At 53.6% G+C, this 22,797-nt stretch carries 21 protein-coding genes and 6 tRNA genes; 7 read left to right on the forward strand and 20 right to left on the reverse strand.

Annotated features, from left to right (window positions below; all coding sequences use genetic code 11):
- Nucleotides 1–64 precede the first annotated feature (64 nt).
- The 3 genes from NHM04_RS06025 to NHM04_RS06035 are packed head-to-tail and all read right to left on the reverse strand — an operon-like array spanning nt 65 to nt 3,498.
- On the reverse strand, nt 65–1,375 hold the full coding sequence (locus NHM04_RS06025; RefSeq protein WP_254266095.1) for a sodium ion-translocating decarboxylase subunit beta: 1,311 nt from the start codon (nt 1,373–1,375) through the stop codon (nt 65–67).
- Nucleotides 1,376–1,402: 27 nt separating this feature from the next.
- Entirely contained in the window at nt 1,403–3,187 is a 1,785-nt protein-coding gene (oadA, locus tag NHM04_RS06030; RefSeq protein WP_254266096.1) for a sodium-extruding oxaloacetate decarboxylase subunit alpha, read from the reverse strand.
- Between the two features lie 59 nt (nt 3,188–3,246).
- Nucleotides 3,247–3,498 (reverse strand): OadG family protein, encoded by a 252-nt coding sequence (locus NHM04_RS06035; RefSeq protein ID WP_254266097.1) that lies wholly within the window; start codon nt 3,496–3,498, stop codon nt 3,247–3,249.
- A gap of 272 nt (nt 3,499–3,770) precedes the next feature.
- On the opposite strand from NHM04_RS06035, the gene NHM04_RS06040 reads away from it, so the two are divergent.
- A complete protein-coding gene (locus NHM04_RS06040; protein WP_254266098.1) occupies nt 3,771–4,748 on the forward strand; it encodes a tRNA-dihydrouridine synthase in 978 nt (325 codons plus the stop codon).
- Here NHM04_RS06040 and ggt read toward each other — a convergent pair.
- The 4 genes from ggt to NHM04_RS06060 form a co-directional block, all read right to left on the reverse strand.
- Complete coding sequence (ggt, locus tag NHM04_RS06045; protein WP_254266099.1) at nt 4,745–6,424, reverse strand: gamma-glutamyltransferase; 1,680 nt, start codon at nt 6,422–6,424, stop codon at nt 4,745–4,747. The genes NHM04_RS06040 and ggt overlap by 4 nt on opposite strands.
- A gap of 667 nt (nt 6,425–7,091) precedes the next feature.
- Nucleotides 7,092–7,168: transfer RNA gene (locus NHM04_RS06050), tRNA-Arg, on the reverse strand.
- A 447-nt stretch (nt 7,169–7,615) separates the two neighbouring features.
- Nucleotides 7,616–7,703: transfer RNA gene (locus tag NHM04_RS06055), tRNA-Ser, on the reverse strand.
- A gap of 108 nt (nt 7,704–7,811) precedes the next feature.
- On the reverse strand, nt 7,812–8,375 hold the full coding sequence (locus NHM04_RS06060) for a nitroreductase (RefSeq protein ID WP_254266100.1): 564 nt from the start codon (nt 8,373–8,375) through the stop codon (nt 7,812–7,814).
- Nucleotides 8,376–8,517: 142 nt separating this feature from the next.
- Here NHM04_RS06060 and NHM04_RS06065 point away from each other — a divergent pair, with 142 nt between their 5' ends.
- Together NHM04_RS06065 and NHM04_RS06070 are read left to right on the forward strand one after the other, a co-directional pair.
- Nucleotides 8,518–9,708 (forward strand): hypothetical protein, encoded by a 1,191-nt coding sequence (locus NHM04_RS06065; RefSeq protein WP_254266101.1) that lies wholly within the window; start codon nt 8,518–8,520, stop codon nt 9,706–9,708.
- Between the two features lie 90 nt (nt 9,709–9,798).
- On the forward strand, nt 9,799–11,175 hold the full coding sequence (locus tag NHM04_RS06070; RefSeq protein ID WP_254266102.1) for an adenylate/guanylate cyclase domain-containing protein: 1,377 nt from the start codon (nt 9,799–9,801) through the stop codon (nt 11,173–11,175).
- Here NHM04_RS06070 and queF read toward each other — a convergent pair.
- From queF to NHM04_RS06085, 3 genes are read right to left on the reverse strand one after another with little or no spacing between them, the layout of a single operon-like run.
- Entirely contained in the window at nt 11,165–11,992 is an 828-nt protein-coding gene (gene queF / locus NHM04_RS06075; RefSeq protein ID WP_254266103.1) for an NADPH-dependent 7-cyano-7-deazaguanine reductase QueF, read from the reverse strand. The genes NHM04_RS06070 and queF overlap by 11 nt on opposite strands.
- 11 nt (nt 11,993–12,003) lie before the next feature.
- Nucleotides 12,004–12,777, reverse strand: coding sequence for an ABC transporter permease (locus NHM04_RS06080; protein ID WP_254266104.1), 774 nt, complete (start codon nt 12,775–12,777; stop codon nt 12,004–12,006).
- Nucleotides 12,767–13,705, reverse strand: a complete 939-nt coding sequence (locus NHM04_RS06085; protein ID WP_254266105.1) for an ABC transporter ATP-binding protein — start codon at nt 13,703–13,705, stop codon at nt 12,767–12,769. The genes NHM04_RS06080 and NHM04_RS06085 overlap by 11 nt, the downstream gene beginning before the upstream one ends.
- A 57-nt stretch (nt 13,706–13,762) precedes the next feature.
- On the opposite strand from NHM04_RS06085, the gene NHM04_RS06090 reads away from it, so the two are divergent.
- Complete coding sequence (locus NHM04_RS06090; protein WP_254266106.1) at nt 13,763–14,167, forward strand: PA2817 family protein; 405 nt, start codon at nt 13,763–13,765, stop codon at nt 14,165–14,167.
- A gap of 182 nt (nt 14,168–14,349) precedes the next feature.
- Here NHM04_RS06090 and NHM04_RS06095 read toward each other — a convergent pair.
- The 4 genes from NHM04_RS06095 to NHM04_RS06110 all read right to left on the reverse strand — a co-directional run bounded on the left by NHM04_RS06095 (nt 14,350) and on the right by NHM04_RS06110 (nt 14,714).
- A tRNA-Gly gene (locus NHM04_RS06095) sits at nt 14,350–14,425 on the reverse strand.
- A 2-nt stretch (nt 14,426–14,427) separates the two neighbouring features.
- Nucleotides 14,428–14,503, reverse strand: a tRNA-Glu gene (locus NHM04_RS06100).
- Between the two features lie 57 nt (nt 14,504–14,560).
- Nucleotides 14,561–14,636 (reverse strand) — tRNA-Gly (locus NHM04_RS06105).
- A gap of 2 nt (nt 14,637–14,638) precedes the next feature.
- Nucleotides 14,639–14,714 (reverse strand) — tRNA-Glu (locus NHM04_RS06110).
- 248 nt (nt 14,715–14,962) lie between these two features.
- Between NHM04_RS06110 and NHM04_RS06115 the strand changes: the two genes are divergently transcribed.
- Nucleotides 14,963–15,727, forward strand: coding sequence for a hypothetical protein (locus tag NHM04_RS06115; RefSeq protein ID WP_254266107.1), 765 nt, complete (start codon nt 14,963–14,965; stop codon nt 15,725–15,727).
- Here NHM04_RS06115 and msrB read toward each other — a convergent pair.
- On the reverse strand, nt 15,718–16,122 hold the full coding sequence (gene msrB / locus NHM04_RS06120) for a peptide-methionine (R)-S-oxide reductase MsrB (protein WP_254266108.1): 405 nt from the start codon (nt 16,120–16,122) through the stop codon (nt 15,718–15,720). The two genes, NHM04_RS06115 and msrB, sit on opposite strands and share 10 nt — an antisense overlap.
- Nucleotides 16,123–16,225: 103 nt before the next feature.
- On the opposite strand from msrB, the gene NHM04_RS06125 reads away from it, so the two are divergent.
- Entirely contained in the window at nt 16,226–17,440 is a 1,215-nt protein-coding gene (locus NHM04_RS06125) for a pyridoxal phosphate-dependent aminotransferase (RefSeq protein ID WP_254266109.1), read from the forward strand.
- A gap of 15 nt (nt 17,441–17,455) precedes the next feature.
- Nucleotides 17,456–17,920: a hypothetical protein gene (locus tag NHM04_RS06130; RefSeq protein ID WP_254266110.1), complete on the forward strand. Its 465-nt coding sequence runs from the start codon at nt 17,456–17,458 to the stop codon at nt 17,918–17,920.
- On the opposite strand, the gene NHM04_RS06135 is transcribed toward NHM04_RS06130, so the two are convergent.
- The 5 genes from NHM04_RS06135 to NHM04_RS06155 form a co-directional block, all read right to left on the reverse strand.
- Complete coding sequence (locus NHM04_RS06135; RefSeq protein ID WP_254266111.1) at nt 17,895–18,839, reverse strand: class I SAM-dependent methyltransferase; 945 nt, start codon at nt 18,837–18,839, stop codon at nt 17,895–17,897. The two genes, NHM04_RS06130 and NHM04_RS06135, sit on opposite strands and share 26 nt — an antisense overlap.
- Nucleotides 18,836–19,969, reverse strand: a complete 1,134-nt coding sequence (locus tag NHM04_RS06140) for an ATP-NAD kinase family protein (protein WP_254266112.1) — start codon at nt 19,967–19,969, stop codon at nt 18,836–18,838. The genes NHM04_RS06135 and NHM04_RS06140 overlap by 4 nt, the downstream gene beginning before the upstream one ends.
- Nucleotides 19,970–20,035: 66 nt before the next feature.
- A complete protein-coding gene (locus tag NHM04_RS06145) occupies nt 20,036–21,175 on the reverse strand; it encodes a 4-phosphoerythronate dehydrogenase (RefSeq protein ID WP_254266113.1) in 1,140 nt (379 codons plus the stop codon).
- Nucleotides 21,172–22,083: a 5'-3' exonuclease H3TH domain-containing protein gene (locus NHM04_RS06150; protein WP_254266114.1), complete on the reverse strand. Its 912-nt coding sequence runs from the start codon at nt 22,081–22,083 to the stop codon at nt 21,172–21,174. Before NHM04_RS06150 ends, NHM04_RS06145 begins: the two co-directional genes overlap by 4 nt.
- On the reverse strand, nt 22,080–22,649 hold the full coding sequence (locus tag NHM04_RS06155; RefSeq protein ID WP_254266115.1) for an elongation factor P hydroxylase: 570 nt from the start codon (nt 22,647–22,649) through the stop codon (nt 22,080–22,082). Before NHM04_RS06155 ends, NHM04_RS06150 begins: the two co-directional genes overlap by 4 nt.
- Between the last annotated feature and the right edge of the window lie 148 nt (nt 22,650–22,797).

The following is a 22,797-nucleotide window of genomic DNA, read 5'->3' on the forward strand; positions in this document are numbered from 1 at the left end:
GGCGTGCCTCTTGAAAAGCGCCGCACCTTAGGTGCGGCGTGTAAAGAAAGGAGTATAGAGCGAATTAACTCAGTGACGAGACGATTGAAATCATCACACCCGCGGCAATAGCTGAGCCGATCACCCCGGCCACATTCGGCCCCATGGCATGCATCAGCAAATAGTTTTGCGGGTTAGCCTCAAGGCCCAGCTTGTTGGAAACACGGGCCGCCATAGGCACCGCGGATACCCCGGCCGAGCCGATCAGCGGGTTAATTTTCTGCTTCACAAACAAGTTCATAAACTTGGCCGTTAGCACACCCATGGCGGTACCAATACCAAAGGCGACAATACCCAAGACCAGAATGCCCAGTGTTTTCGGGTCCAGAAATTTATCCGCAGCCAGCTTTGAGCCCACGGACAAGCCCAGAAATATCGTGGTGATATTGATCAATGCGTTTTGTGCAGTATCGCTCAAACGCTCCACCACGCCACACTCACGCATCAGATTACCGAAACAGAACATCCCCAACAAAGGCGCGGCGCTGGGCAGAATAAGTGCCACCAGAATCAGCAGAATCAGCGGGAAAACAATTTTCTCGCGGCGCGATACCACACGCATCTGCTCCATCCGGATCACCCGCTCTTCCTGGGTGGTCAGCAAGCGCATAATCGGTGGCTGAATCATTGGCACCAGGGCCATATAAGAATAGGCCGCCACCGCAATGGCCCCCAACAGCTCGGGCGACAAGATACTGGCCACATAGATAGCTGTAGGTCCATCGGCGCCACCGATAATACCAATGGCTGCAGCATCGGCAATGGAGAAATCGATAATACCGGTAACGGACAAACCCACTGCCCCCATTACCGTTGCGAAAATACCAAACTGCGCCGCCGCCCCTAAGAACAAGGTTTTAGGGTTAGCCAACAGCGGGCCAAAATCGGTCATTGCCCCCACGCCCATAAAAATTACCAAGGGCGCAACGCCACTGCCAATGGCTACGCTGTAAAAGTTGTACAGCATGCCATTGGCGTAGCCTAAATCGGTGGCCAGACGGTAAGCATCAGCTTGCACCGCCGCGGGCGCCTGTTGATAAGCGGCTGTCAGCGCTTTGATTCCGGCATCCGCTTGCTCTCCTAGCAGTTGCGCCAGCGGGCCTATGACCTCTGGGTAGCCGGAATAAAAGGCGTTTTCCACCGCCGACATGGACAAGCCAGCACCGGGAATGTTGGACAAAATACAGCCAAAACCAATGGGTACCAGAAGTAGCGGCTCAAAGCCTTTACGGATGGCGAGGAATAATAATCCCAGGCCGATCAGCATCATAAAACCCTGGCCCATGTCCATGTGGTAGATGCCCGAGTCGTGCCAAAGACGTAAAAAATTCTGCATAGTCTTCTCTCAAATTAAGCGGGCAAATTAGCTGATGCTCAGCAGGTTATCACCGGCGGCAACGGCGTCGCCGGCCTGCACGTTAATAGAAGCCACAGTACCGGCGCGCGGCGCACTTACCTCGGACTCCATTTTCATGGCCTCGAGTATCAGCAGAGTATCGCCTTCGCTAACCTGATCACCGGGCTTAACGGCCAAGCGCACGATAGTGCCACCCAATGGCGCGGGAACTGGCTCACCAGCGCCACCTGCCGCAGGCGCCGCTGCAGCACCTGCGGACGAACCGCCCACAGGGCCAATGCCGGTTATATCACCGCCGTTAGACACGGTGACTGTGTACTTCTGACCCTCGACCTCAACGGTGTAGATTTCATCACCGCCATCGGTGGTAGGGGCGCTGCCCTCTTTACCGGTAGGCACAGGTTCGAAGGCGTCTGGGTTACCGCGATTTTGTAAAAACTTAAGGCCAACCTGGGGAAAGAGCGCGTAGGTCAATACATCGTCTACCTGGCCTTCGCCTTCGGTCAGGCTGATGCCTTTTTCTTTAGCTTCGTTGAGCAGCTCGTCGGTCAACTTACCAAACTCCGGCTCGATCAGATCGGCCGGACGGCAGGTAATGGGGTCTTTATCGCCCAACACTCGCTGCTGCAATTCTTTGTTAACAGGCGCCGGAGCCGAACCATACTCGCCCTTTAACACGCCTTCGGTCTCGCGGGTAATGGTTTTATAGCGCTCGCCGGTCAAAACGTTCATAACCGCTTGCGAACCAACAATTTGCGAAGTAGGCGTCACCAGCGGAATATAGCCCAAGTCTTCACGCACGCGGGGAATCTCGGCCAGCACGTCATCGAGTTTATCGGTGGCGTTTTGCTCGCGCAGCTGATTTTCCATATTGGTCAGCATGCCGCCCGGCACCTGAGCTACCAGAATGCGTGAATCGACGCCTTTGAGGGCGCCTTCGAATTTCGCGTACTTCTTCCGCACTTCGCGGAAGTAACCGGCAATATCCTCTAGCAAATGTATATCCAAACCGGTATCGCGCTCGGTGCCTTCCAGCGTAGCCACCAGAGTTTCGGTGGGGCTGTGGCCGTAGGTCATGGACATGGAAGAAATAGCGGTATCGACGTTATCAATACCCGCCTCTACACACTTAAGGTTAGTGGCGTGAGCCAAACCGGTGGTGGCGTGGCTTTGCATATGAATGGGGATAGAACAGCTTTCTTTGAGACGCTTAACCAGCTCATAGCCCACATAAGGTTTCAGCAGGCCAGCCATGTCTTTAATGGCTATGGAGTCGGCGCCCATATCTTCAATGCGCTTACCCTGCTCGATCCAGCCTTCCAATGTATGTACCGGGCTAAGGGTATAGGCGATGGTCCCCTGAGCGTGTTTGCCCTGATTTTTAACCGCTTTCAGCGCCGCTTCGATATTGCGCATATCGTTCATGGCATCGAATACGCGGAATACATCCACACCGTTGGTAGCAGCACGCTCGACGAATTTCTCTACAACATCGTCGGCGTAGTGACGATAGCCCAACAGATTTTGTCCGCGCAGCAGCATTTGCATTTGCGTTTTGGGCATGGCTTTTTTCAGCTCGCGAATGCGGTGCCAGGGGTCTTCGCCCAAGTAGCGGATACAGCTGTCAAAAGTGGCGCCGCCCCAGGTTTCCAATGACCAGAAACCAACGGCATCAAGCTTTTCTGCGATTGGCAGCATGTCGTCTAAGCGCATGCGGGTGGCAAACAGTGACTGGTGCGCATCGCGCAGGACCACATCGGTAATACCCAGTGGTTTTTTAGCCTCGCTCATGGCGTTTCTACCCCAAGTTGATCTGTCTTATTACGGTGCATAGAGCGCGCAAAGCGCGATTATTTATGCGAGTTACGGTGTGTGCGGATCGCTTCTTCAATTACCCTCTGAATACGCGGTTCCACCTGAGCACTGGCAGGACTAGCCCGGCGCTCTTTTTTGGGTTCGATCACAACCGGATCGGGAAAGTAGCGCAGCATTACTCGGGACATAGCGCCCGTGGCAATCACCAACAATGTTAAAAACACTAAGACGGTGCCCATGCCATAGATCATCAGATCCATGCCCTGCTGCAATAATGTTTCCTGCATAGCAACTACCTTCTGAAATTCTAGATACCGGAGCACAGCTAGGCCCCGCGCGCCCTAAAAACGGCCGTGCATTTTCTCTTATCTTTCATAAACTTACAAGACGGGCAAAACAGCCTGTCAATTCATTAGGAACTTTTAGCCACTCTTTCAGCGAAAATCGACCCTTTTCAATCGGATTTAATAGAAAATTAACAATTCCCGAACCACATCTAAGGCCTTGATTTACGCTAGAATGCCCGCCCCAATGCAAACGGAGCCAAGCCATCACGATTATGCGCATACATCTTGCCCCTATGGAGGGCGTGATCGATTACCTAGTGAGAGACATATTGACCCAGACGAAAGGAATCGATCAATGCGTCACCGAGTTTGTGCGGGTGGTGGATCAACCATTACCCAGGCGTGTGTTCCGCCGCTTCTGCCCTGAGTTAGAAAACCAGTGCAGAACCCCCTCTGGAGTCCCGGTAAAGCTGCAATTGCTGGGCGGCCAACCAGAGCCCATGGCCGAGAATGCCCGCCGCGCGGTGCGCGCCGGAGCGCAAGCGATAGACCTTAATTTTGGCTGCCCCGCCAAAACCGTCAACAAAAGTGACGGCGGCGCCTGCCTACTGCGCGACCCCAACCGTGTATTTAACATCGTTAGCGCCGTACGCAATGCAGTCCCGAGCGACATCCCCGTCAGCGCGAAGATTCGCCTCGGCTTTGCCGACCGCTCCAACTACATGGATAACGCCCGCGCCTGCGAAGACGCCGGTGCCGATGAACTCGCCGTACACGCCAGGTCCAAAGCCGATGGCTACAAGCCCCCAGCCTACTGGGAGTGTATTGGCGAGATTAAGCAAAAGCTCACTATACCCGTTATTGCCAACGGTGAAATTTGGAGCGTGGAGGATTATAAAAAGTGCCGCGCACAATCTGGCTGCGACGATATTATGCTCGGGCGCGGCCTGCTGGCCTGCCCGAATCTGGCTCAGCAGATCAAAGCCTACCTCACCGGAACCCATTCCAGCCCAATGACTTGGCATCAAGCCTGTCAAATCTTGCACCACTACTTTCGCATTAGCCTACCAATCTACCCGCAAAAGCACGCCGGTAACCGCATCAAGCAATGGCTTATGTATTTAAGGCTAAATTACCCCGAAGCCCGTGACTTTTTCGAAGCCATCAAGCGTGAGAGGAACCCACAAGCGCTGGAAGCGGCTTTCCAACGGCAGCTGGCAGACACCACCGATGCACGCATCCGCGCCTAATGTTTATTGCGCTGCTCCAGGCGCGGCTCCGATACGGCCGTAAATTTTCCATCGCGCCACTCGATAGCCTGAGTCGATCCGTAGGGCCCCAGCGGCTTAACAGTATGGCCCAAAGCTTCAAGCCCGCCGCGCAAGGCATCACTGGCCACAGGCTCCAGATATAACGTATCCGGCTGCCACTGATGATGGATACGCGCACTGGCTAACGCCTCGTAGAGCGGTTTACCTAAGTCGATATGCTGAATAATGCCCTGCACAACCTGGGTAATGATAGTCGGACCGCCTGCCGCCCCAAGCGTCATTACCGGCTTGCCCTCTTTTAACAACAGGGTCGGACTCATACTCGACAGCGGCCGCTTACCCGGCGCAATAGCATTAGCCTCACTCCCAACTAAACCATAAATGTTCGCCACGCCGGGCTGGGCGACAAAATCGTCCATTTGATTATTCATTACCACTCCAGTGCCCGGGATAATCACCTTAGAGCCGAAGTCGGTGTTTACTGTGGTGGTAATTGCCACCCAATTACCCGCACGGTCAGCCGTGGCAATATGGGTGGTGTGCTTATCAAACAGATTGGTTTTGGCATCTGCTGGAGTGCCGCGCGTAGCGCTGTCGATCACCTTTTCCAGGCTGATCAGCTCGGCGCGCTTGCGAGCATAGGCATTGCTCACCAGACCTTTGGGAACATCCACATATGCTGGATCCCCCAACCAGTAGGCCCGGTCGGCAAAAGCCAGCTTCATCGCCTCGGCAATCACGTGATAGCGGGACACTTCATCGAGCTTGGCCAGCTCGAACGGCTCAAGCGTATTGAGAATTTCGGCCACATGAACCCCACCAGAGCTGGGCGGACCGAAACCAATGACTTCATAGTCGCGATACTGGCTGCGTACAGGCGTACGCTGCAACATTTGATAATTGGCAAAGTCCTTTGCGGTTATCAATCCGTGATTGGCCTGCATCCAGCGCTCTACCGCCCGAGCAAAATCGCCGTGATAAAAGTAATCCGCGCCCTGCTCAGCCAGGGCACGATAAGTGGCAGCCAAGTCGGGTTGCTGCAACCTATGGCCTGCGGGCCAGGGCTTACCCTCTGGGCTCAGTAACACCTCAGCCGAACCGGCAAACCTTGCCAAAGTCTCTCGATGCCGAGCCAGGCGATCGGCATAAATCTGATCAATGGCAAAACCCCGCTCAGCCAACTCAATAGAGGGGGCGTAGACTTTCTGCCGAGGCAGCGCCCCGCCTTTTTGCAGCATGTAGTCGTAAACCGCCACCGACCCTGGAATACCCGAGGCCAGCGCCCCGGTGCGGCTTAAGCTTTTTATCACCTTGCCATCTTTTACATACATATTTCGGCTGGCGGCAGCGGGAGCCATTTCGCGCCCATCCAGCGCCTCAATGGTGCCATCGGCCCAGTGCACAATGGCAAAACAGCCGCCACCAATACCCGAGTTATGGCCATCCACAACCCCCAGTGCCAGAGCGGCGGCTACTGCCGCATCCACCGCATTACCACCTTCGCGCAACACCGCCATGGCGGCCTCGGTCGCGCGTGGCTGTACAGTCGCCACAGCAGCCTTGCCGTCTTCGCTCACCTGGGCGTAACCGGACATATCAGCCCAAACCCAGGAACTTAAAAGCAGGCTTAGCAGAACGACCCCTGACACTCGCATAACTCTCTCCACCATTATCTCTTGACGGCTCCAGATTACCTGCATAGCCCAGATACAAAAAGCCCCCGCAGGGCGGGGGCTAAAGCTTTTTCCAGGAGCCTGGCTGCAAGTTAAACCCTACTTACACCCAAAACACATTGCCACGCACACCTTCCAATCCCATAAAGGCGCTCAATTTACCGCGGCGAACAACACGAAAATTCATTAACATCAACAACAAGTACTGCTTTACCTTGTTCATCTACCTCTATTACCTCTAGCTCCATCGGGCAGGTTCATTACTACAAAAACACAAAAAGCCCGCCAAACAGTGGCGAGCTTTTTATTATTTTGCTTTTGTTACCTTATTGTAACGTAAATAGCTGCACCTCTAGCCTGCCAAAGGGATTAAATCACTAATCAATATTTATAAGATATAAGAAGCTTATAGATTGAACGACCAGATCACCGCCTACCCTGAGGGATGCCCCTATATATTTCGATTCAGGTTTTTGTATATGCCACTCGGCCAGAGAGTTCTGCCTGCTTCTTAATGCCACCGCTATGCTGACACCATCGTGGGCCCAGACAAACTGCAGCACTTACGGATTGTCGGGCTAGCGGGTCTAGCTAGTCGTGTGAGCGAACATAAAAAAAGCCCAACCTTACGGTTGGGCTTTTGTTTATATGGCGCACTCGGGAGGATTCGAACCTCCGACCGCTCGGTTCGTAGCCGAGTACTCTATCCAGCTGAGCTACGAGTGCGTCGTTAGGAGGCGCGTATAGTAGTTAGTCACCTGCCCAAGGTCAAGCGCTTATAAGAAAAAAATCAGCTTTTTTGCAAATTTTAGCGGCTATCGACCAAGCGGTGATCAAGTTGTCGATCATACACTCAACCACCGCGGTTAAGGCGCCGCTGAGTGAATCAGATAATGACAAACACAGCCTCATACTTATGCCTCCCGCTTACCTTTGGCGCAATAAAAAACCGCCGGAGGTCATTTTACCTGCGGCGGTTTGTTTTATATGGCGGTGAGGGAGGGAGACACCAGGGCGCGTCCATGCGCCCTGCCCTTCGGGCTCGCTTCGCTCGGTACCAAACGCTCCCGGCGTTTGGTCGAACCCTCTTTCGGATTCGAACGCCTCCCGCACAGCCTTTTGCGCAATAAAAAACCGCCGGAGGTGATTTTACCTGCGGCGGTTTATTTTATATGGCGGTGAGGGAGGGATTCGAACCCTCGAACGGTTTCCCGTTACACACTTTCCAGGCGTGCGCCTTCGACCACTCGGCCACCTCACCAATGCAAACGGCAGTTTTTTTATTTTGCAGCGGTTTATCCGCCGAAAACAAAGGGTTACCCCCGTTTAGGAAGGGCGCAATCCTACACAAACATAATTGGAAACGCAATTACTTATTGGGCCAGACCTGCAGTAACGACGCAACGTCTGGAGCTTTAGGCTCTGCCGGGGAGGTTGCCGGAGTGCCCAGATAAATATACCCAACCAGCTCTTCGTTGGCACCCAGCCCCAATGCGTCGGTGACCCTATGGTTGTATGCCATATCACCAGTACGCCACATAGCACCAAGACCCAAGGCATAGGCAGCGTTAATAATGTTTTGCGCCGCCGCTCCGGCCGAGATTATTTGCTCTTGAGCAGGCACTTTGGGATGCTCTTGCACTGAGGCAATCACCAGTAATAGGCAGGGTGCCCGCAGCGGCATATTGCGAAACTTCTGTTGGGCAGCTTCGCTCATATGAGGCGAGTCCGCCACCGCCGCCTCACAAAACACCTGCCCCAGCTTTTGGCGACCCTCGCCCTGCACCAACAAAAAGCGCCAGGGGCGCAGTAGACCATGATCTGCCGCTCTGACAGCCGCACCTAACATCTGAGCCAACTGCTCTTCAGATGGCCCAGGCTCCTGCAGTTTAGCCACCGACACTCGTTGAGTTAATGCGGTTATCGCATCCATTGACCACTCCAAAATCGCCAAAAACGCTATTGTAACAAGCTCACAACCTATTTCGGCGCAAGAATTCGCACTTCTAAGCCGCTTAGACCATAATAACCTTTATGTACAGACAGGCTGGGCCATAACAATTATTTGAGGTCACATGCAGATACCATCAATCTTGCTGATTGTCGGACTGGAAATTGTTCTGGCACTAATACTCGTGTGTCTGTTGGGCTTCTTCCACCTACGCAAATTGCGACGCCTTCTCAACCGTCAACAAGAGCAACTGCGCCAGAGCTTAGAGGCGCCCGCTGCAGACAATCAAACCCCAAACCCTCTCGACCACCAACTAAAGAGCGCCTACAAACATTTCTACGATCAAGAGCCTGAGGCCGACATCAACACTCCCAGCAGGGACCTGTCTCCCAGCGCTCAGCTGGCGGCTATCCACTACCACCTGCTCTCACACCTAGGCCCCGAAGCTGCCGAGGGCACGTGGGAACAAGCCGACGAAAAACTGCACAACCTATTAGAGACACAAGCCTCTGACGAGACTGCCCCAGAACTGGCGCAGGCACAAAAGCGCATCCAAAACTTAGAAAAGTTTAAAAAGCTGTTCTTCGATATGGAACAGCAGTGGGAGCATGCCCGTAGCGAGGCGCAGCAATATTACGAGCAACTCATGGCTATGAGCGCTGAGGTCGAGGATCCGGAAAAATTTAACCAACTACTCAACCAGTACAACAGCCTCTACGACGACATTCATCAACATTTTACGTCAGCCGTTAGCGCCCCCACTGACACAGGACAAAGCGACGCAACCAGACTAGTTACTGTCACCCGCGCCGACCCTCGCACGGCCGAAGAATTAAACAAGCTGCGCAATGTCGCCGCAGATCAACACAAAATTATTGGCAAGCTGCAAAAACAACTGCAAGACGCTCAAAGTGCCGAAGAAAAGGAGGCCGTTATCCAACAGCTGCAGGGGCAACTGGAACAGCAGCTGCGCTATGTCAAAGAGTCGGAAACCTGCGTGCAGCTACTAGAAAGCGAACTGGAAGCCACTATCTCTAAACTTAACGAACTGGAAAACCAGCAGGAAGGCGGCGCCGATAAAGACCAGGAGATAGAGGAAATGCGCGCCACGCTGCATCAGTTCACCCTGGAAACTAAAGATCTTTTACTACACCTAGAAACCCTGGAAAAAGAGAACCTAGAATTAAAAGATACTACAAATAGAGACGACAGCCCCGCCCTATCACAGCTGCAACAGAGCTATACAGAGCTGCAAGCGCAGTACACCGAGCTCGAAGAGCGCTACCTGGAGCTGCGCAGTAAAGGCTCAACATAACCTCATCCAGCATAGACGCCCAAGGCGGTTAGTGTATAAGATGTTGCTCCGGATTCATCCGCACTACGCGCGACCCAGGCCCGAACGACAATGATTACAGCCGACGAACAAAAACACACAGACTCTACTTTGCAGCAGTATTATTTCCGCACCCTTATGTGCTTTGCCACCGGTGGAACCCTGGCGGCAATGATGGACTGGAAAGACATTAACTGGATTTATGTCGCGGCGATTATTTTTCTTTTGCTTTATGCCTACGGCAGCTTCGCCTACACTCGTCGGCAAGAACCGGAGCAGCAGCAAAAAACTCAGCGCTGGCTCGCGTACGCCGATGCCGCTATTGTCGGGGTCATTCTTAACCTTATTAACTTCTCCCTCCTGCCCTGCATCTTATTTTTTGCCATGATTCAGTTCAATGCGCTGCTAAATGGCGGTCTGCGGCGCTGGCTGGAAGACAACACGGCTCTCGCCTGCGGGGTGGGACTCAGCCTTTTAGTGCACAAACCACAGTTAATCTTTAACAGCAACTTTGAAATCAGCGCTGTCAGCCTGATTGGCATTTTGACTTATTTTCTTGCCTACGCAGCTTATATGCACCAACGCTTCCACCGCTTAAAACTTAACAACGCCAAACTCGTCAACGAACAAAAATGGCACAAAATCCGCGCCTATAAGCTGTCGCGCTATCTAGCCCCCGCCGTGTGGCAGGCGGTAAATCAGGGGCGCGACGAAACTCTGCAGGCCGAGCGTAAAAAAATAACCGTCTTTTTCTCCGACATTAAAGATTTCAGCCAGCTTTCCGAAGAGATGGAAGCCGAAGCGCTTACCGAACTGCTCAACCAATACTTGACCGAGATGACCAAGATTGTTGCTCACTTCGGCGGCACCATCGATAAATTTATGGGCGATGCGGTTATGGTATTGTTTGGCGATAGCGCCAGCAAAGGCGTAAAAGATGACTGTTTACGCTGCGTACAAATGGCCATCGCGATGAAAAAACGCATGAAATCCCTGCAGCAAGAATGGTGGAATCAGGGTATCAAAAAGCCGCTGCAAATTCGCATGGGCATTAACACTGGCTACTGCACCGTGGGCACTTTTGGTACATCCAGTCATTTGGACTACACCGTACTGGGCACCCACGTAAACTTGGCCAGCCGCCTGGAATCGGCCGCCGATCCGGATGAGATTCTTATCTCCCACGAAACCTGGTCTCTGGTAAAAGACTCAGTACTGTGTCGCGATAAAGGTGAGATTACGGTAAAAGGCTTTAGCGCGCCGGTTAAAGTTTACCAAGTAGCCGGGCTGCGCAAGGACTTAGGGCGCAACCAAACCTACTTTGAGGACCGAGCCGAGGGCTTTTCCATGTACCTCGACCTAGATAAAGTTAAAAACTACGACAAAGACCGCGTTATTACCGCGCTCAAAAAAGCCGCTGAAAAGCTCGACGACAAGGTTATTGTCTGATCAGTCTTACTCTGGGCGCCGCGTTTTCAAAGCTGGAACGATAGGGGTTAATATCCAAACCGCCGCGGCGGGTGTAGCGCGCGTACACCTCCAGATTTTGCGGCTGGCACTGCTCCATCAGATCACAGAAAATCCGCTCTACACAGTGTTCGTGAAAATCCTGGTGCTCGCGATAGGAAACGATATAGCGCAACAGCCCTTCGGGATTGATATCCACCCCCGTGCAACGGACCCACACACTGGCCCAATCTGGCTGACCGGTTACCGGGCAATTAGATTTTAATAAGTTACTGTACCAACTACTTCCGTCGCCCTGGCTCGCCGAGAGCAGCTGAGGATCGGGGCTGTACTGTTCCACCGCAATATCCAGCTCATCCAGGCACTGTGCGTTAAACGGCGCTTGGGCGAAGTTTACAATGCCGCCAAAGCCTTGGTTTAACGTTCGCAGCTCCACCGCCACAGAAGCACCAGCGGCCGCAGACAAGTCGCGCGCAATAAGCGCTTGAACCTCGGAAAAACTTTCGAAACGGCTCTGATTAAACGAATTCAAATACAATTTGATGGACTTGGACTCAACAATATTGGGACTGTTGCAGGGCAAAGCAAATTCGATAAGCGCCACCTGCGGTAGGCCCTTGGGGTTGAGCCAGGAGAGCTCATAGCCGTTCCAGATATCTTCGCCACAAAACGGCAGCGCGTCTTTGAGACCAAGCGCCCCACGCGAACTGCTGCGCGCGATGGGGTACAACAACGAAGCATCGTATTGAGCAATATACGCGCTGGTTTTGCCCAGTGGGCTGTCTTGAATAGTCGCCATAATACCTCCGCCTAAGCCCGCAAACGCTTGCCCGATTTCAACAAGTGCAACCCAACCACAAACAATACTGCGGTAAACACAATCAAACCGGCAAAGGCAAAGCCTAGGTTTTCACCGCCGCTGCCCAGCAGGCCGTAGCGAAACGCACTGACCATATGCAAAATAGGATTTAACTGCGACACCCATTGCCAAAACTCCGGCAGTAAACTCACCGAGTAGAACACACCACCAAGATACGTTAGCGGGGTTAGCACGAAGGTGGGGACAATGGAGATATCGTCAAAGGTGTTGGCGTAAACTGCGTTAATAAAACCCGCCAGAGAAAAAAACAACGAGGTTAAGAAAATAATACTTACCGTAAGCCACCAGCTATACACCTGAATATCGGTAAAAAACAGGGCGACAACCGTTACCAGAGCACCTACACACAAACCACGTGCCATACCACCGGCGCAATAGCCCAGTAAAATAATGACATTGGGTGTGGGCGACACCAGCAATTCCTCAATCGAGCGCTGGAATTTTGCGCTAAAGAATGACGACACAACGTTTGAGTAGGAGTTGGTCAGCACCGACATCATAATTAAACCAGGCACTACAAATTGCATATAGCTTATGCCATCCATGGTGCCGACCCGCGAGCCAATCAATTTGCCGAATATCACGAAGTACAGCGACATAGTAATTACTGGAGGCAACAGAGTTTGCACCCAGATACGAGAAAAACGCTTTATCTCTTTGCGAACAATGGTGGCAAGCGCCACCAACTGAGCATTAAACTCCATTCGCCACCTCCGCACGACTACTGGCCACCAGCGACACAAACAGCTCTTCCAAACGATTGGCCTTATTGCGCATACTGACTACCTCTACCCCCTGGTGAGTGAGCGCAGCAAACAAATGATTGAGACTCTGACCTTTTTCCACTTCCACCTCAAACGAATGCTCGTCTAACCACTCTACCGCGTGGCCAGGTAATTCAGGGGCTGACTTTAAGTCCCCCGCCACATCAAAAATAAACACTTCTTTATTCAGACGCTTCAGCAGTGATTTCATACTGGTGTTTTGCACGATCTCTCCATGATCGATAATCGCCACATTACGGCACAGACTTTCGGCTTCTTCCAGGTAGTGAGTGGTGAGAATAATCGTCGTGCCCTGGGCGTTAATTTCCCGCAAAAAGTCCCACATGGAGCGGCGCAATTCGATATCCACTCCAGCGGTAGGCTCATCAAGAATTAATACCTTCGGCTCATGCACCAATGCGCGGGCGATCATCAGGCGCCTTTTCATACCGCCTGACAGCATGCGCGCGGGCGTGTCCCGTTTATCCCACAGCCCCAGTTTCTTTAGATATTTGTCGGCCTGCTCGGCCGCCTTAGCACGCGGCAGCCCGTAGTAGCCGCCCTGCTGCAAAACAATATCGCGTACTTTCTCAAACTGGCTAAAGTTAAATTCCTGCGGCACCACACCCAGCTCTTGCTTGGCAGAGGAAAAGTCGGTGTCGATATCGTGTCCAAATACGCTCACCTGTCCCGAACTCTTACGAACCAGCGAGCAGATAATGCCAATGGTGGTAGATTTACCGGCCCCATTTGGCCCCAACACGGCAAAAAAATCGCCGGCCTGGACTTCCAGGGATATCCCCTTAAGCGCCTCAAAATTATTGCCGTAAGTTTTGCGCAGATTTTTAATCGCAAGCGCAGCTGTCATAATGACCCCTGAATTGACTTACTAACTAGATGACTGAACTCACTCTCTGGAGCCGAAATGTCGAACACCAGTGCCGCCGATACCTATCGCCAAGCCATGCAACAATTGCTGGCGCGGTTTATTTACGCCGTGCAGCAGCAACCGCCGTTTATTCATGACGACTGCGACCAAGATGCCCTGCAGTACTTGCAGCAATTAGAGTCGCTGCCCCAACTCAGCGGCATTGAATACGCCGAAACAGGTCAACTGCTGATGTGCCGCACTGTGGCAGCTTACCCACATTTGACACCGCTACTGCCACGCGATTTGCTCTGGCACTTCGGCGGCGACTGTCTGCACTATATGCCCGATGAGGAAATTGAGAAATTTCAGCAACTGGATGAACAACTGCACGAGTCTATAGCCACAGAACAGGCCTTTGACTACGAACAGGAGCGCACCCGGGTATTAGGTCTGCACTGAGGCGGGGGAGTATAACAGCTGAACGCTGAACGCTGAACGCTGAACGCTGAACGCTGAACGCTGAACGCTGAACGCTGAACGCTGAACGCTGAACAGCGTTGGTGTTCGCGCCGCAGCCGTCAAATACTGGCAGTCGCTCAAACCAAAAAAGGGCCAGCGCATGGCGCTGGCCCTTTCGAATTTGGAGCGGAAAAGGAGGCTCGAACTCCCGACCCCAACCTTGGCAAGGTTGTGCTCTACCAACTGAGCTATTTCCGCAATGGCGTCCCCTAGGGGAGTCGAACCCCTGTTACCGCCGTGAAAGGGCGGTGTCCTAGGCCTCTAGACGAAGGGGACTTAGGACTTAACCTATCTCTCTTTTAACTTTGACACTGCCGCCCCCAAAAGGGGGAATGGAGCGGAAAAGGAGGCTCGAACTCCCGACCCCAACCTTGGCAAGGTTGTGCTCTACCAACTGAGCTATTTCCGCAATGGCGTCCCCTAGGGGAGTCGAACCCCTGTTACCGCCGTGAAAGGGCGGTGTCCTAGGCCTCTAGACGAAGGGGACAAGCGTCTCGTCAAAAGAGGGGCGCATTCTAAGTAGACCAACGCCAGCTGTCAACACTTTCGTAACGATTTTTTTTAAGAGCTTAAACAATGACTTAGAGCTGTCGGCCGAACTGCTCAAGATAACCTCAAAGCGCCTAAAAGGCGCTCAACTCACAGTCGTTAAGGCGCCCAGGCGAATAAGGTAATGCTGCGCCATAAGCCAAAATGCGATACTCTCAAGCTTTGATCGTTCACCGGTAATAGACAATGTCATCTGTATATCTGATCGCCGGGCTGGTATTTCTGCTGACCGCGCTGGTCTGCTATGTTTTTATCAACCAGCACCTGGCGAAAAAGCGCAAACAACAAAATCGCGTTCTCAGCGCGCTGCACAAGCGTCAGGCGCTCTTCAAGCATATGGCGAAGAGCTTTCCGCTTGGCTTTCTCTCCGACGATCTGCACAAGTTTGTCTACCGTATATTACTAAACACCAGCGAACAGCTTGCCAGGCTGGAGCCACAAGGCGGTCACGACGCTGAATTTCAGCTATTTAATAAGCAGATGGAGAGCCTGCCCAGCACCCAGGAGAAGGTTCGCCTGAACCCTGAGCAAGTTACCCAGACCCGGCCCCTACTGCAGGAATTACAGCGCTACATTGCCAGCCAAAGCGAAAAAGGCCGGCTACCCAAGGCCGAGTCAACCCATTACAGCACGCAAATCCGTCGCCTCTTGCTACAAAGCACCATTGACAGCTACACCCAACAAGCCAAGCAGGCGCGCAGTGAAAATAAACTGCGTCTAGCCATCCACTATTACACGCTGGCGCACAAACTACTGTTAAAAGAAGCGGCGCGGCAAAACGTTAAAAAACAGGTAGAGCAACTCAGCGCAATTATTAACAAGCTGGAGTCGGAATACAGTGAGCAGCAGGCTATCCCCGACCCCACCGCTGAGGAGGAACAAAAAACTCAGAAGCAGTGGGAAGCGTTTGACGAGGACGAAGACTGGAAGAAAAAGCAGATTTACGACTGATCGGTCTCTTCCAGCTCAATAGAAGCTGAGTTAATACAGTAGCGCAAACCCGTCGGTGCTGGGCCATCCGGAAAAACATGCCCCAAGTGGCTGCCGCAGTTTTGACACAACACTTCTGTGCGACGCATGCCGTGGCTCGCGTCAAACTCTTCGCGAATCACGCCCTCACTTGCAGGGGCGTAAAAGCTAGGCCAGCCGCAGCCTGCATCAAATTTAGTCTGCGATTCAAACAGAGGCTCTCCACAAGCGCGGCAGCGGTATTGCCCGTCGCTAAATACGTTCCAGTATTTACCGGTAAATGGGCGTTCGGTGCCCTTTTCCCGCAGTACGTAATACTCTTCGGGGGAGAGCTTTTCGCGAAAATAGCTTTCTGAGAACTTATCGGACTCGGACATAATGATTTCCTTGACACCTACGCCCGGCAAACAGGATGATTGCTACCATTTGGCGCAGAAATAGTGCGCGGGCTCAAATTATTTTGAAGGCAGTTTACTGTAAATGAATACGATTAAAAAATCCGACAAGCTCAATGGCGTGTGCTACGACATTCGCGGACCCGTACTTGAGCACGCTTATCGGCTGGAGGAAGAAGGTCACCGCATCATGAAACTGAACATCGGCAACCCAGCGCCGTTCGGTTTTTCGGCGCCCGATGAAATTATCCAAGATGTCATTTACAACCTGCCCAATGCCGAGGGTTACGTCGCCTCTCGCGGTCTATTCGCGGCGCGCAAAGCCATCATGCAAGAGTGCCAGAAACTGCGTATTCCCAACGTAGACATTGACGATATTTACCTCGGTAACGGCGTTAGCGAATTGATTGTGATGTCGATGCAAGCGCTGCTCAACAACGGCGATGAAATGCTGATTCCGGCCCCGGACTACCCTCTATGGACCGCCGCTGTAAATCTGGCGGGCGGCAAGGCCGTGCACTATTTGTGCGACGAGCAATCGGACTGGTATCCGGCCATTGACGATATTAAAGCCAAGATCACCGATAAAACCCGCGGCATTGTGTTGATTAACCCCAACAATCCCACTGGTGCGGTCTACAGCCAGGAGGTTCTCGAGCAACTGGTGAAGCTGGCCGAAGAAAAAGGCCTGATTATTTTTGCCGACGAGATCTACAGCAAGATTCTCTACGATGACACCGAATTTGTGCCCCTGGGGCGTTTAGTGCGCGATACCTTGTGCATCAGCTTCAACGGCCTGTCCAAATCCTACCGCTTAGCGGGTTTTCGCTCTGGCTGGATGATAGTCAGCGGCGCCAAACACAAAGCCAAAAACTACCTCGAAGGCATAGAGATGCTCGCCTCCATGCGCCTGTGCGCCAATGTGCCGGCCATGTACGCGGTGCAAACGGCACTCGGCGGTTATCAGAGCGTTAACGAGCTGATTATTCCCGGCGGCCGCTTGCGCGATCAGCGCGATGCAGCCTTGGCAGCGCTGGCCGACTTACCGGGTGTGAGCTGTGTAAAACCCAAGGGCGCCATGTACCTGTTCCCCAAAATCGACCTGAACCGTCACAAAATTATCGACGACCAGCAGATGGTGCTGGATTTTCTGATTCAGGAAAAAATTCTGCTGGTCCAGGGCACCGCTTTTAACTGGCCAGAGCGCGATCACTTACGCATCGTGTTCCTGCCCCGCGAAGATGAACTGACCCGCGCCATCGAGCGGTTGGGACACTTTTTAGAGCGCTACACGCAGTAACAGGCAGTAGAATCAATGGGCGACATTCATATCAGCGACTTTCATAAGGACACCGCCAAGGCGCTCAACCTGCTTTACAACAGCTTTCCCCGCAAGCTAACGCTGTTTGTAGAAGACATTGCCGGGCCGGACTCACCCGATGAGTTTGGCCTCCACAGTCCGCGGCATATGGCATGTTTAAGTGCGTTAATTTGGCTCGCCGACGAAGGCTATATCCGCTACGAAGACACTATTCGTCAGGAAGCTGTCGACCAGGTCACGCTAACTCATAAGGGTTTTACCTTACTCAGCGGTTTTATTAGTTGCCGCTCACGCCTGGCAAATCAGGCCACGCACATTAATGCTCAACTTGACCCGATACTGGACAACAGCGATATCGACGGAGATTTTGCCCCGGCCATCGACCTTGTGCGCGCCGCCCTTAAAGGTGGCTCGTCAAACGCAGTGGATGCCATTATGCAGATTCTGCTGAATCGTTAAGACCCGGATAAGCGTAGTGCAACAGTTTTAACTGTCGCGCAGGGTCGGCATCGGGAAAATCAGGCGAGCCCGGCAACCGCGCGACAAAACTAGCCTCAGGGCATTCAGCGGCAAAGACCTCAGCGATAAACTCGGGCCCCAACTCCGGGGCGTTTAAACAGGCCAATACATCGCCGCCTGCGGGCATTAGCTCGGGTAAGCGTCGCACCAGTTTGGCGTAATCGCGGCTAGCTACAAAGCTGCCTTTTTGAAAACTCGGCGGATCAAAAATCACAATATCGTAAGGTCCGGGGCGGCGCACCCGGCTCCAGGATTTTAAAATCTGCTCAGGCAGAAATTGACTGCGCTTTTTATCCAGTCCATTCAAATGATGATTATCCCGCCCGCGTGCCAGCGCCGCTTTGCTCATATCCACGTTAACTACACAGTCCGCGCCAGCTGCCACCGCCACCACCGAAAAAGCGCAAGTGTAGGCGAACAAATTGAGAATGCGCTTGCCTTCAGCGCGCTGCTCCAACCACTGTCGGCCGGGCTCCATATCGAGAAAAAAGCCCGGGTTCTGCTGTCCTTCCAGCGCCAGCTGAAATCGCAAATCACCCCGCCTGGCAAACCAGTTTGCTGGCATCTCGCCGTAAATTACTTCTGCCGGGGCACCGCTCAGGTAACGCCGCTGCAGCAATACCGCAGTGGCGGCCTTACCCAACAAAGGACTTAGCTCGGCCATCACCTGCTCCAGCTCTGTGGCCGCAGGCGTGGCAAAAAGGGTCAGCAAGATAACCGGTTGGTAGTAATCCACTACCCAGTGTTCATACCCCGGGTAACACTGGCCTCGACCGTGAAACAGGCGCCGACTGTCGGGGGCCTGCTGCGCCTCCCACTCGGCCAATAGTCGCGCCACTGGCGCAGAATCAAGTATCAAAAGGTATCTCCCACTGGGTAAAGCACTTGGGTTTGGTAGCCGGTCGTTACCGACATAACACCGGCCAGAGCGCGATCCAACTCGGGGTCGTTGGTATCCACCAACAGGGGGCGGCCATCCAGCGCTTTGAGCTTCTCCGCGGTCGCCACCACCTGAATATTCTCGCGTCCCACGCGGGCAATAATGTCGCAGGCAAGCTGCTGGTTGCCGCGCCCGAAAATATGCCCCTGCCCGCCAATGGCAGTAACAATAATAGCCACGGGGCCTAGGTGCCCATCAAGCAGGCGGCGAATATCGGCGGCACTGACATCACAGGCCAGAAGCTTGCCGTCTTGGAGAACATCCACCCCCAGCAGTGTGCCTTCGAGCCCTAGCTGCTGCAAAATGACCTGGGTAGTCGAGCCGGGGCCCAGCAAATACAGAGTGTCTGGGTTCAGGGTCTCGATGACACCATCGGCCAAGTCTAATTGAGCCAGTTCGTCCACCTGAGCCCCGGCATTTTTTACCTGCTGCAAGGCGTCGGGCATTTCTGGCACCAAAAGCTCACTGTAATGGCGCGCTTTTACCCTGCCCTGACGGAAGGCGCGCTCATCAATATCGCGCACTTCGCGCTCCACCAGTGGCGCCCACTGCCCCCGTGCCAATCGCTCCAGCACTCTGCCAGCAGCCTCGGGACTGGTAGTGTAAACGCCGGAGTGAATTTTCACCCCAGCAGGTACCCCCAGGCAGGGCAGCGACATCCCCACGGCATCGGCAATAACGCGGGCCGTGCCATCGCCACCGGCAAATACCAGTAAATCTACCTGAGCCTCCCGGAAACATTGTGCGGCGCGAAGGGTATCGTCTGCACGAGTGATTTCCCCTTTGGGTTGGCCAAGCACTTGATGGATGAATCCCATACTCTGCAGAAGGCTTTCCCCCATCGACGCAGCGAAGGTGAAAAAGCGCACATCATCGCGATAGGTGAGCAGCGGAGTAAGGGCCCGCTGCATTCGCAAAGGTGCCTGCGGCTGCACTCCGGCCTGCCGCGCCAACACAAGGGTATCGGGCGCATCGCTGCCCTTAAGGGCCAAGCTGCCGCCCAGGCCGGCACAGGGGTTAACGATTAAACCGAGGGTGAGTTTCGTCATAAATATTTCATAAACTGGCGTTAAACTGGCCGCAGATAAGCGTAACCGCGCCTCTGTCAGTCATATTCATTTGTTCAAATGAAATCCCAAAGCCGCTAGCGATTTCGCCAGCGGCTCTTTTTTTACTTTCTCGGCCACCTGGTAATTGTTAAATTCGCGCCGAATAGCATAGTGCTTACGCAGTAAATCAAACCCCTGCCCCAGGTCGACACCATGGTCGCGATTTTGCCGTGCCAGCTTGCGCATAGCGCGGTCGTCATCGTCGATATCGTAAACCTGCCCCACTAAATCGCAGATAACCGCCCAGTCTGATGCGCTCATGTCCGTATGCAACTGATTGTTCGCCACTCGGGGGGTAACGCTTTGCAGATGCGTTTTTTCAGTCAGCCCAAAGTGGCGGCAAAAAGCTTGGTAAATCATCGCCGTACCCTTGAGTTTGCCATCAAAGCTATACCCGGCTATGTGCGGCGAGCCAAGACTGACGCGATCCAGCAAGGGCAGGGAAAAGTTGGGCTCGGTCTCCCACACATCCAACACCACCTGCAAATCATCGCGCTCGCGCAGCACCTGCAGCAGAGCCTGGTTATCAATCACCGGCCCGCGACCACAATTTAGCAGTACCGCGCCCGGGGCGAGCTGCACAATTTTCTCTTTGGTCAACAAATGCCTGCTAGGATAGGGGCCTGTGGTCGTCAGCGGCGTGTGCATACTGACGATATCGGCCTGCAGCACTTCTTCCAAGTCGGTTAAATCCGGGTTATCCGCCGTAGTTAGAAAGGGGTCGTAACAACGACACTCAACCCCCTGAGCCTTTAACGCCCGGTACAGAGCGCCGCCCACATTGCCGCAGCCAATAATGCCTACTGTGCGGTTGCGCCAGTCGACATTCAGACGGCAAAGTGCGGCGTACACATACTCAACCACCGAGTTGGCATTACAACCGGGGGCGTTGGTGTAGGCGATGCTCTGTTTATGCAGGTAACTTTGGTCGAGATGGTCCATGCCAATGGTACACGTACCGACAAATTGAATATCTGACCCCGCCAAAAGCGCCTCATTGACCTGGGTTACCGAGCGTACCAACAGCGCCTGGGCGTCTCCCAGCTGCTCGCGGGTAAGTGAACGCCCAGGCAGACGGGCAACTTGCGCGTCGGCCGCAAAAAACTCTTCCACCAGAGGGATATTTTCATCGGCGATTATTTTCATTGGTATTCATCCTGTACATCTATTAAGCGCTGGGCTCGCTTGGCCACAGCGGGCCAGCCCATACGCTGGCAAAAATCGGTAAAAGCTAAGATATCCGGCACGCGACGGGATATATCGTTGCGTTCGCTTATCAGCGCCAAATCTGCTTTGAGAGTGACCAGTGACAATGCTAGCTCTATCTGCGGGGTAAACTGCGCTACTTTAACAGCCAAGGTACGAGCACCGCGAATGGGAAAATCCGCAATCTGCTGTGGATTTTGCAACAATTGCTGCAAACTCCGCCCCTGGTTTAAGAGCGCGGCGGCGGTTTTAAGGCCCACTCCGGGGACCCCGGCAATGTCGTCAGAGGGGTCACCCACCAGTGCCTGTAAGTCGGCCATCTGCGCAGATGACACTCCGAATCGGGTTTCGATATCAGCCAGGTAGTGCTTTCTATCGCCGCTGTAATCCCACAAAAAGTCCTGCTCCCGGGTCAGAACTTGCCCCAGGTCTTTATCGCGGCTGAGCAGCGCAATAGCCCCCTCGTCCGCCGCACAATCACGATAGAGACTGGCGAGTAAATCATCGGCTTCGTAGGCATCACTGGCGAAGGTGCGCAAACCCAACAATTGCGTGGCCGTTTTGCAGGCCTCTAATTGAAAGGCCAGTGCCTCGTCGGGCAGCGCCCTGGAGGCCTTGTAGTCGGGCGAGAGTTGATGGCGAAAACCAGACCCCAGGCTCTCATCAAAACAGGCGGCCACCCAGCGGGGGTTGTGCCGTTCCATAAAGCCCAGTAAAAAGTTGGTATAGCCGTAGACCGTTTCGGTGGAATAGCCATTGTCTTGGCAAAACCAATTGGGCGGCATAGAAAAATAATAGCGGAAAATGTAGATAGAGGCGTCTATCAGACACACCGGGGCGAGACTCAAAGCTTATCCCTCGCAAAGCTCCCGCTGCTTTCAAACAGCCACGGCAGGTCTACTCCCGGCCGGTAAAAATTTAACAGAGCCTGGGTAAAGCGCGCGGCGCGCGGCGCCAACCCCTGCTGATTCAAATGCTGGAGCTGACTGAAAATGGCGTCTTTAAATTCCTCTGAGGGCCCCAGGCCGAGATTAAGGTTGTCGGCACTGACCCGAAACTGGAAAACGGCGGCCGCCGAAAATACCCACTCCAGCGCCTGGGGCCTGGCTTCAACCCGCTCAAACTCGGCCTGCTGCTCCGCACTGCGCCCATCCGGCGCATACCAGTAACCGTAATCCTCCTGTTTGCGGCGCTCGAGCCCGGCGACACACCAGTGAGCGACCTCGTGCAGCGCACTGGCAAAGTAATCGTGGCTAAAGAAAATTTTGGCCGGCTGGCCTTTGCCTGCCGGCGTGTAAAGCGGCTCACTCGCGCCGCCGATCAGGCAGGTGGCTTCATCGCGTTCGAAACACTCATTAAAGATTCGAATTAAATCGCGGCAATCATGGCTAACTTGGGGGACAAAAGCAGTCAAAATCTAAAACTCGTTCGCGCTTTGCTGAGCGCTTTGGGTAAACGTCAAATCTGTTCGCGGGCAAGCAGCGGAAAAATTGCATCACAGGTATTGTGCTACGACTGTTTAGCATATACCTTATGTAGTGATGGCGCGAAATTTTCCGGCT

The sequence above is a fragment of the Gilvimarinus sp. DA14 genome, from assembly GCF_024204685.1.
Lineage (GTDB): Bacteria > Pseudomonadota > Gammaproteobacteria > Pseudomonadales > Cellvibrionaceae > Gilvimarinus.

Bases quoted from the DNA above. Each gene is read 5' to 3' on its own strand.
- NHM04_RS06025 (WP_254266095.1), bottom strand. From the start codon at position 1,375: ATGCAGAATTTTTTACGTCTTTGGCACGACTCGGGCATCTACCACATG.
- oadA (WP_254266096.1), bottom strand. From the start codon at position 3,187: ATGAGCGAGGCTAAAAAACCACTGGGTATTACCGATGTGGTCCTGCGC.
- NHM04_RS06035 (WP_254266097.1), bottom strand. From the start codon at position 3,498: ATGCAGGAAACATTATTGCAGCAGGGCATGGATCTGATGATCTATGGC.
- NHM04_RS06040 (WP_254266098.1), top strand. From the start codon at position 3,771: ATGCGCATACATCTTGCCCCTATGGAGGGCGTGATCGATTACCTAGTG.
- ggt (WP_254266099.1), bottom strand. From the start codon at position 6,424: ATGCGAGTGTCAGGGGTCGTTCTGCTAAGCCTGCTTTTAAGTTCCTGG.
- NHM04_RS06060 (WP_254266100.1), bottom strand. From the start codon at position 8,375: ATGGATGCGATAACCGCATTAACTCAACGAGTGTCGGTGGCTAAACTG.
- NHM04_RS06065 (WP_254266101.1), top strand. From the start codon at position 8,518: ATGCAGATACCATCAATCTTGCTGATTGTCGGACTGGAAATTGTTCTG.
- NHM04_RS06070 (WP_254266102.1), top strand. From the start codon at position 9,799: ATGATTACAGCCGACGAACAAAAACACACAGACTCTACTTTGCAGCAG.
- queF (WP_254266103.1), bottom strand. From the start codon at position 11,992: ATGGCGACTATTCAAGACAGCCCACTGGGCAAAACCAGCGCGTATATT.
- NHM04_RS06080 (WP_254266104.1), bottom strand. From the start codon at position 12,777: ATGGAGTTTAATGCTCAGTTGGTGGCGCTTGCCACCATTGTTCGCAAA.
- NHM04_RS06085 (WP_254266105.1), bottom strand. From the start codon at position 13,705: ATGACAGCTGCGCTTGCGATTAAAAATCTGCGCAAAACTTACGGCAAT.
- NHM04_RS06090 (WP_254266106.1), top strand. From the start codon at position 13,763: ATGTCGAACACCAGTGCCGCCGATACCTATCGCCAAGCCATGCAACAA.
- NHM04_RS06115 (WP_254266107.1), top strand. From the start codon at position 14,963: ATGTCATCTGTATATCTGATCGCCGGGCTGGTATTTCTGCTGACCGCG.
- msrB (WP_254266108.1), bottom strand. From the start codon at position 16,122: ATGTCCGAGTCCGATAAGTTCTCAGAAAGCTATTTTCGCGAAAAGCTC.
- NHM04_RS06125 (WP_254266109.1), top strand. From the start codon at position 16,226: ATGAATACGATTAAAAAATCCGACAAGCTCAATGGCGTGTGCTACGAC.
- NHM04_RS06130 (WP_254266110.1), top strand. From the start codon at position 17,456: ATGGGCGACATTCATATCAGCGACTTTCATAAGGACACCGCCAAGGCG.
- NHM04_RS06140 (WP_254266112.1), bottom strand. From the start codon at position 19,969: ATGACGAAACTCACCCTCGGTTTAATCGTTAACCCCTGTGCCGGCCTG.
- NHM04_RS06145 (WP_254266113.1), bottom strand. From the start codon at position 21,175: ATGAAAATAATCGCCGATGAAAATATCCCTCTGGTGGAAGAGTTTTTT.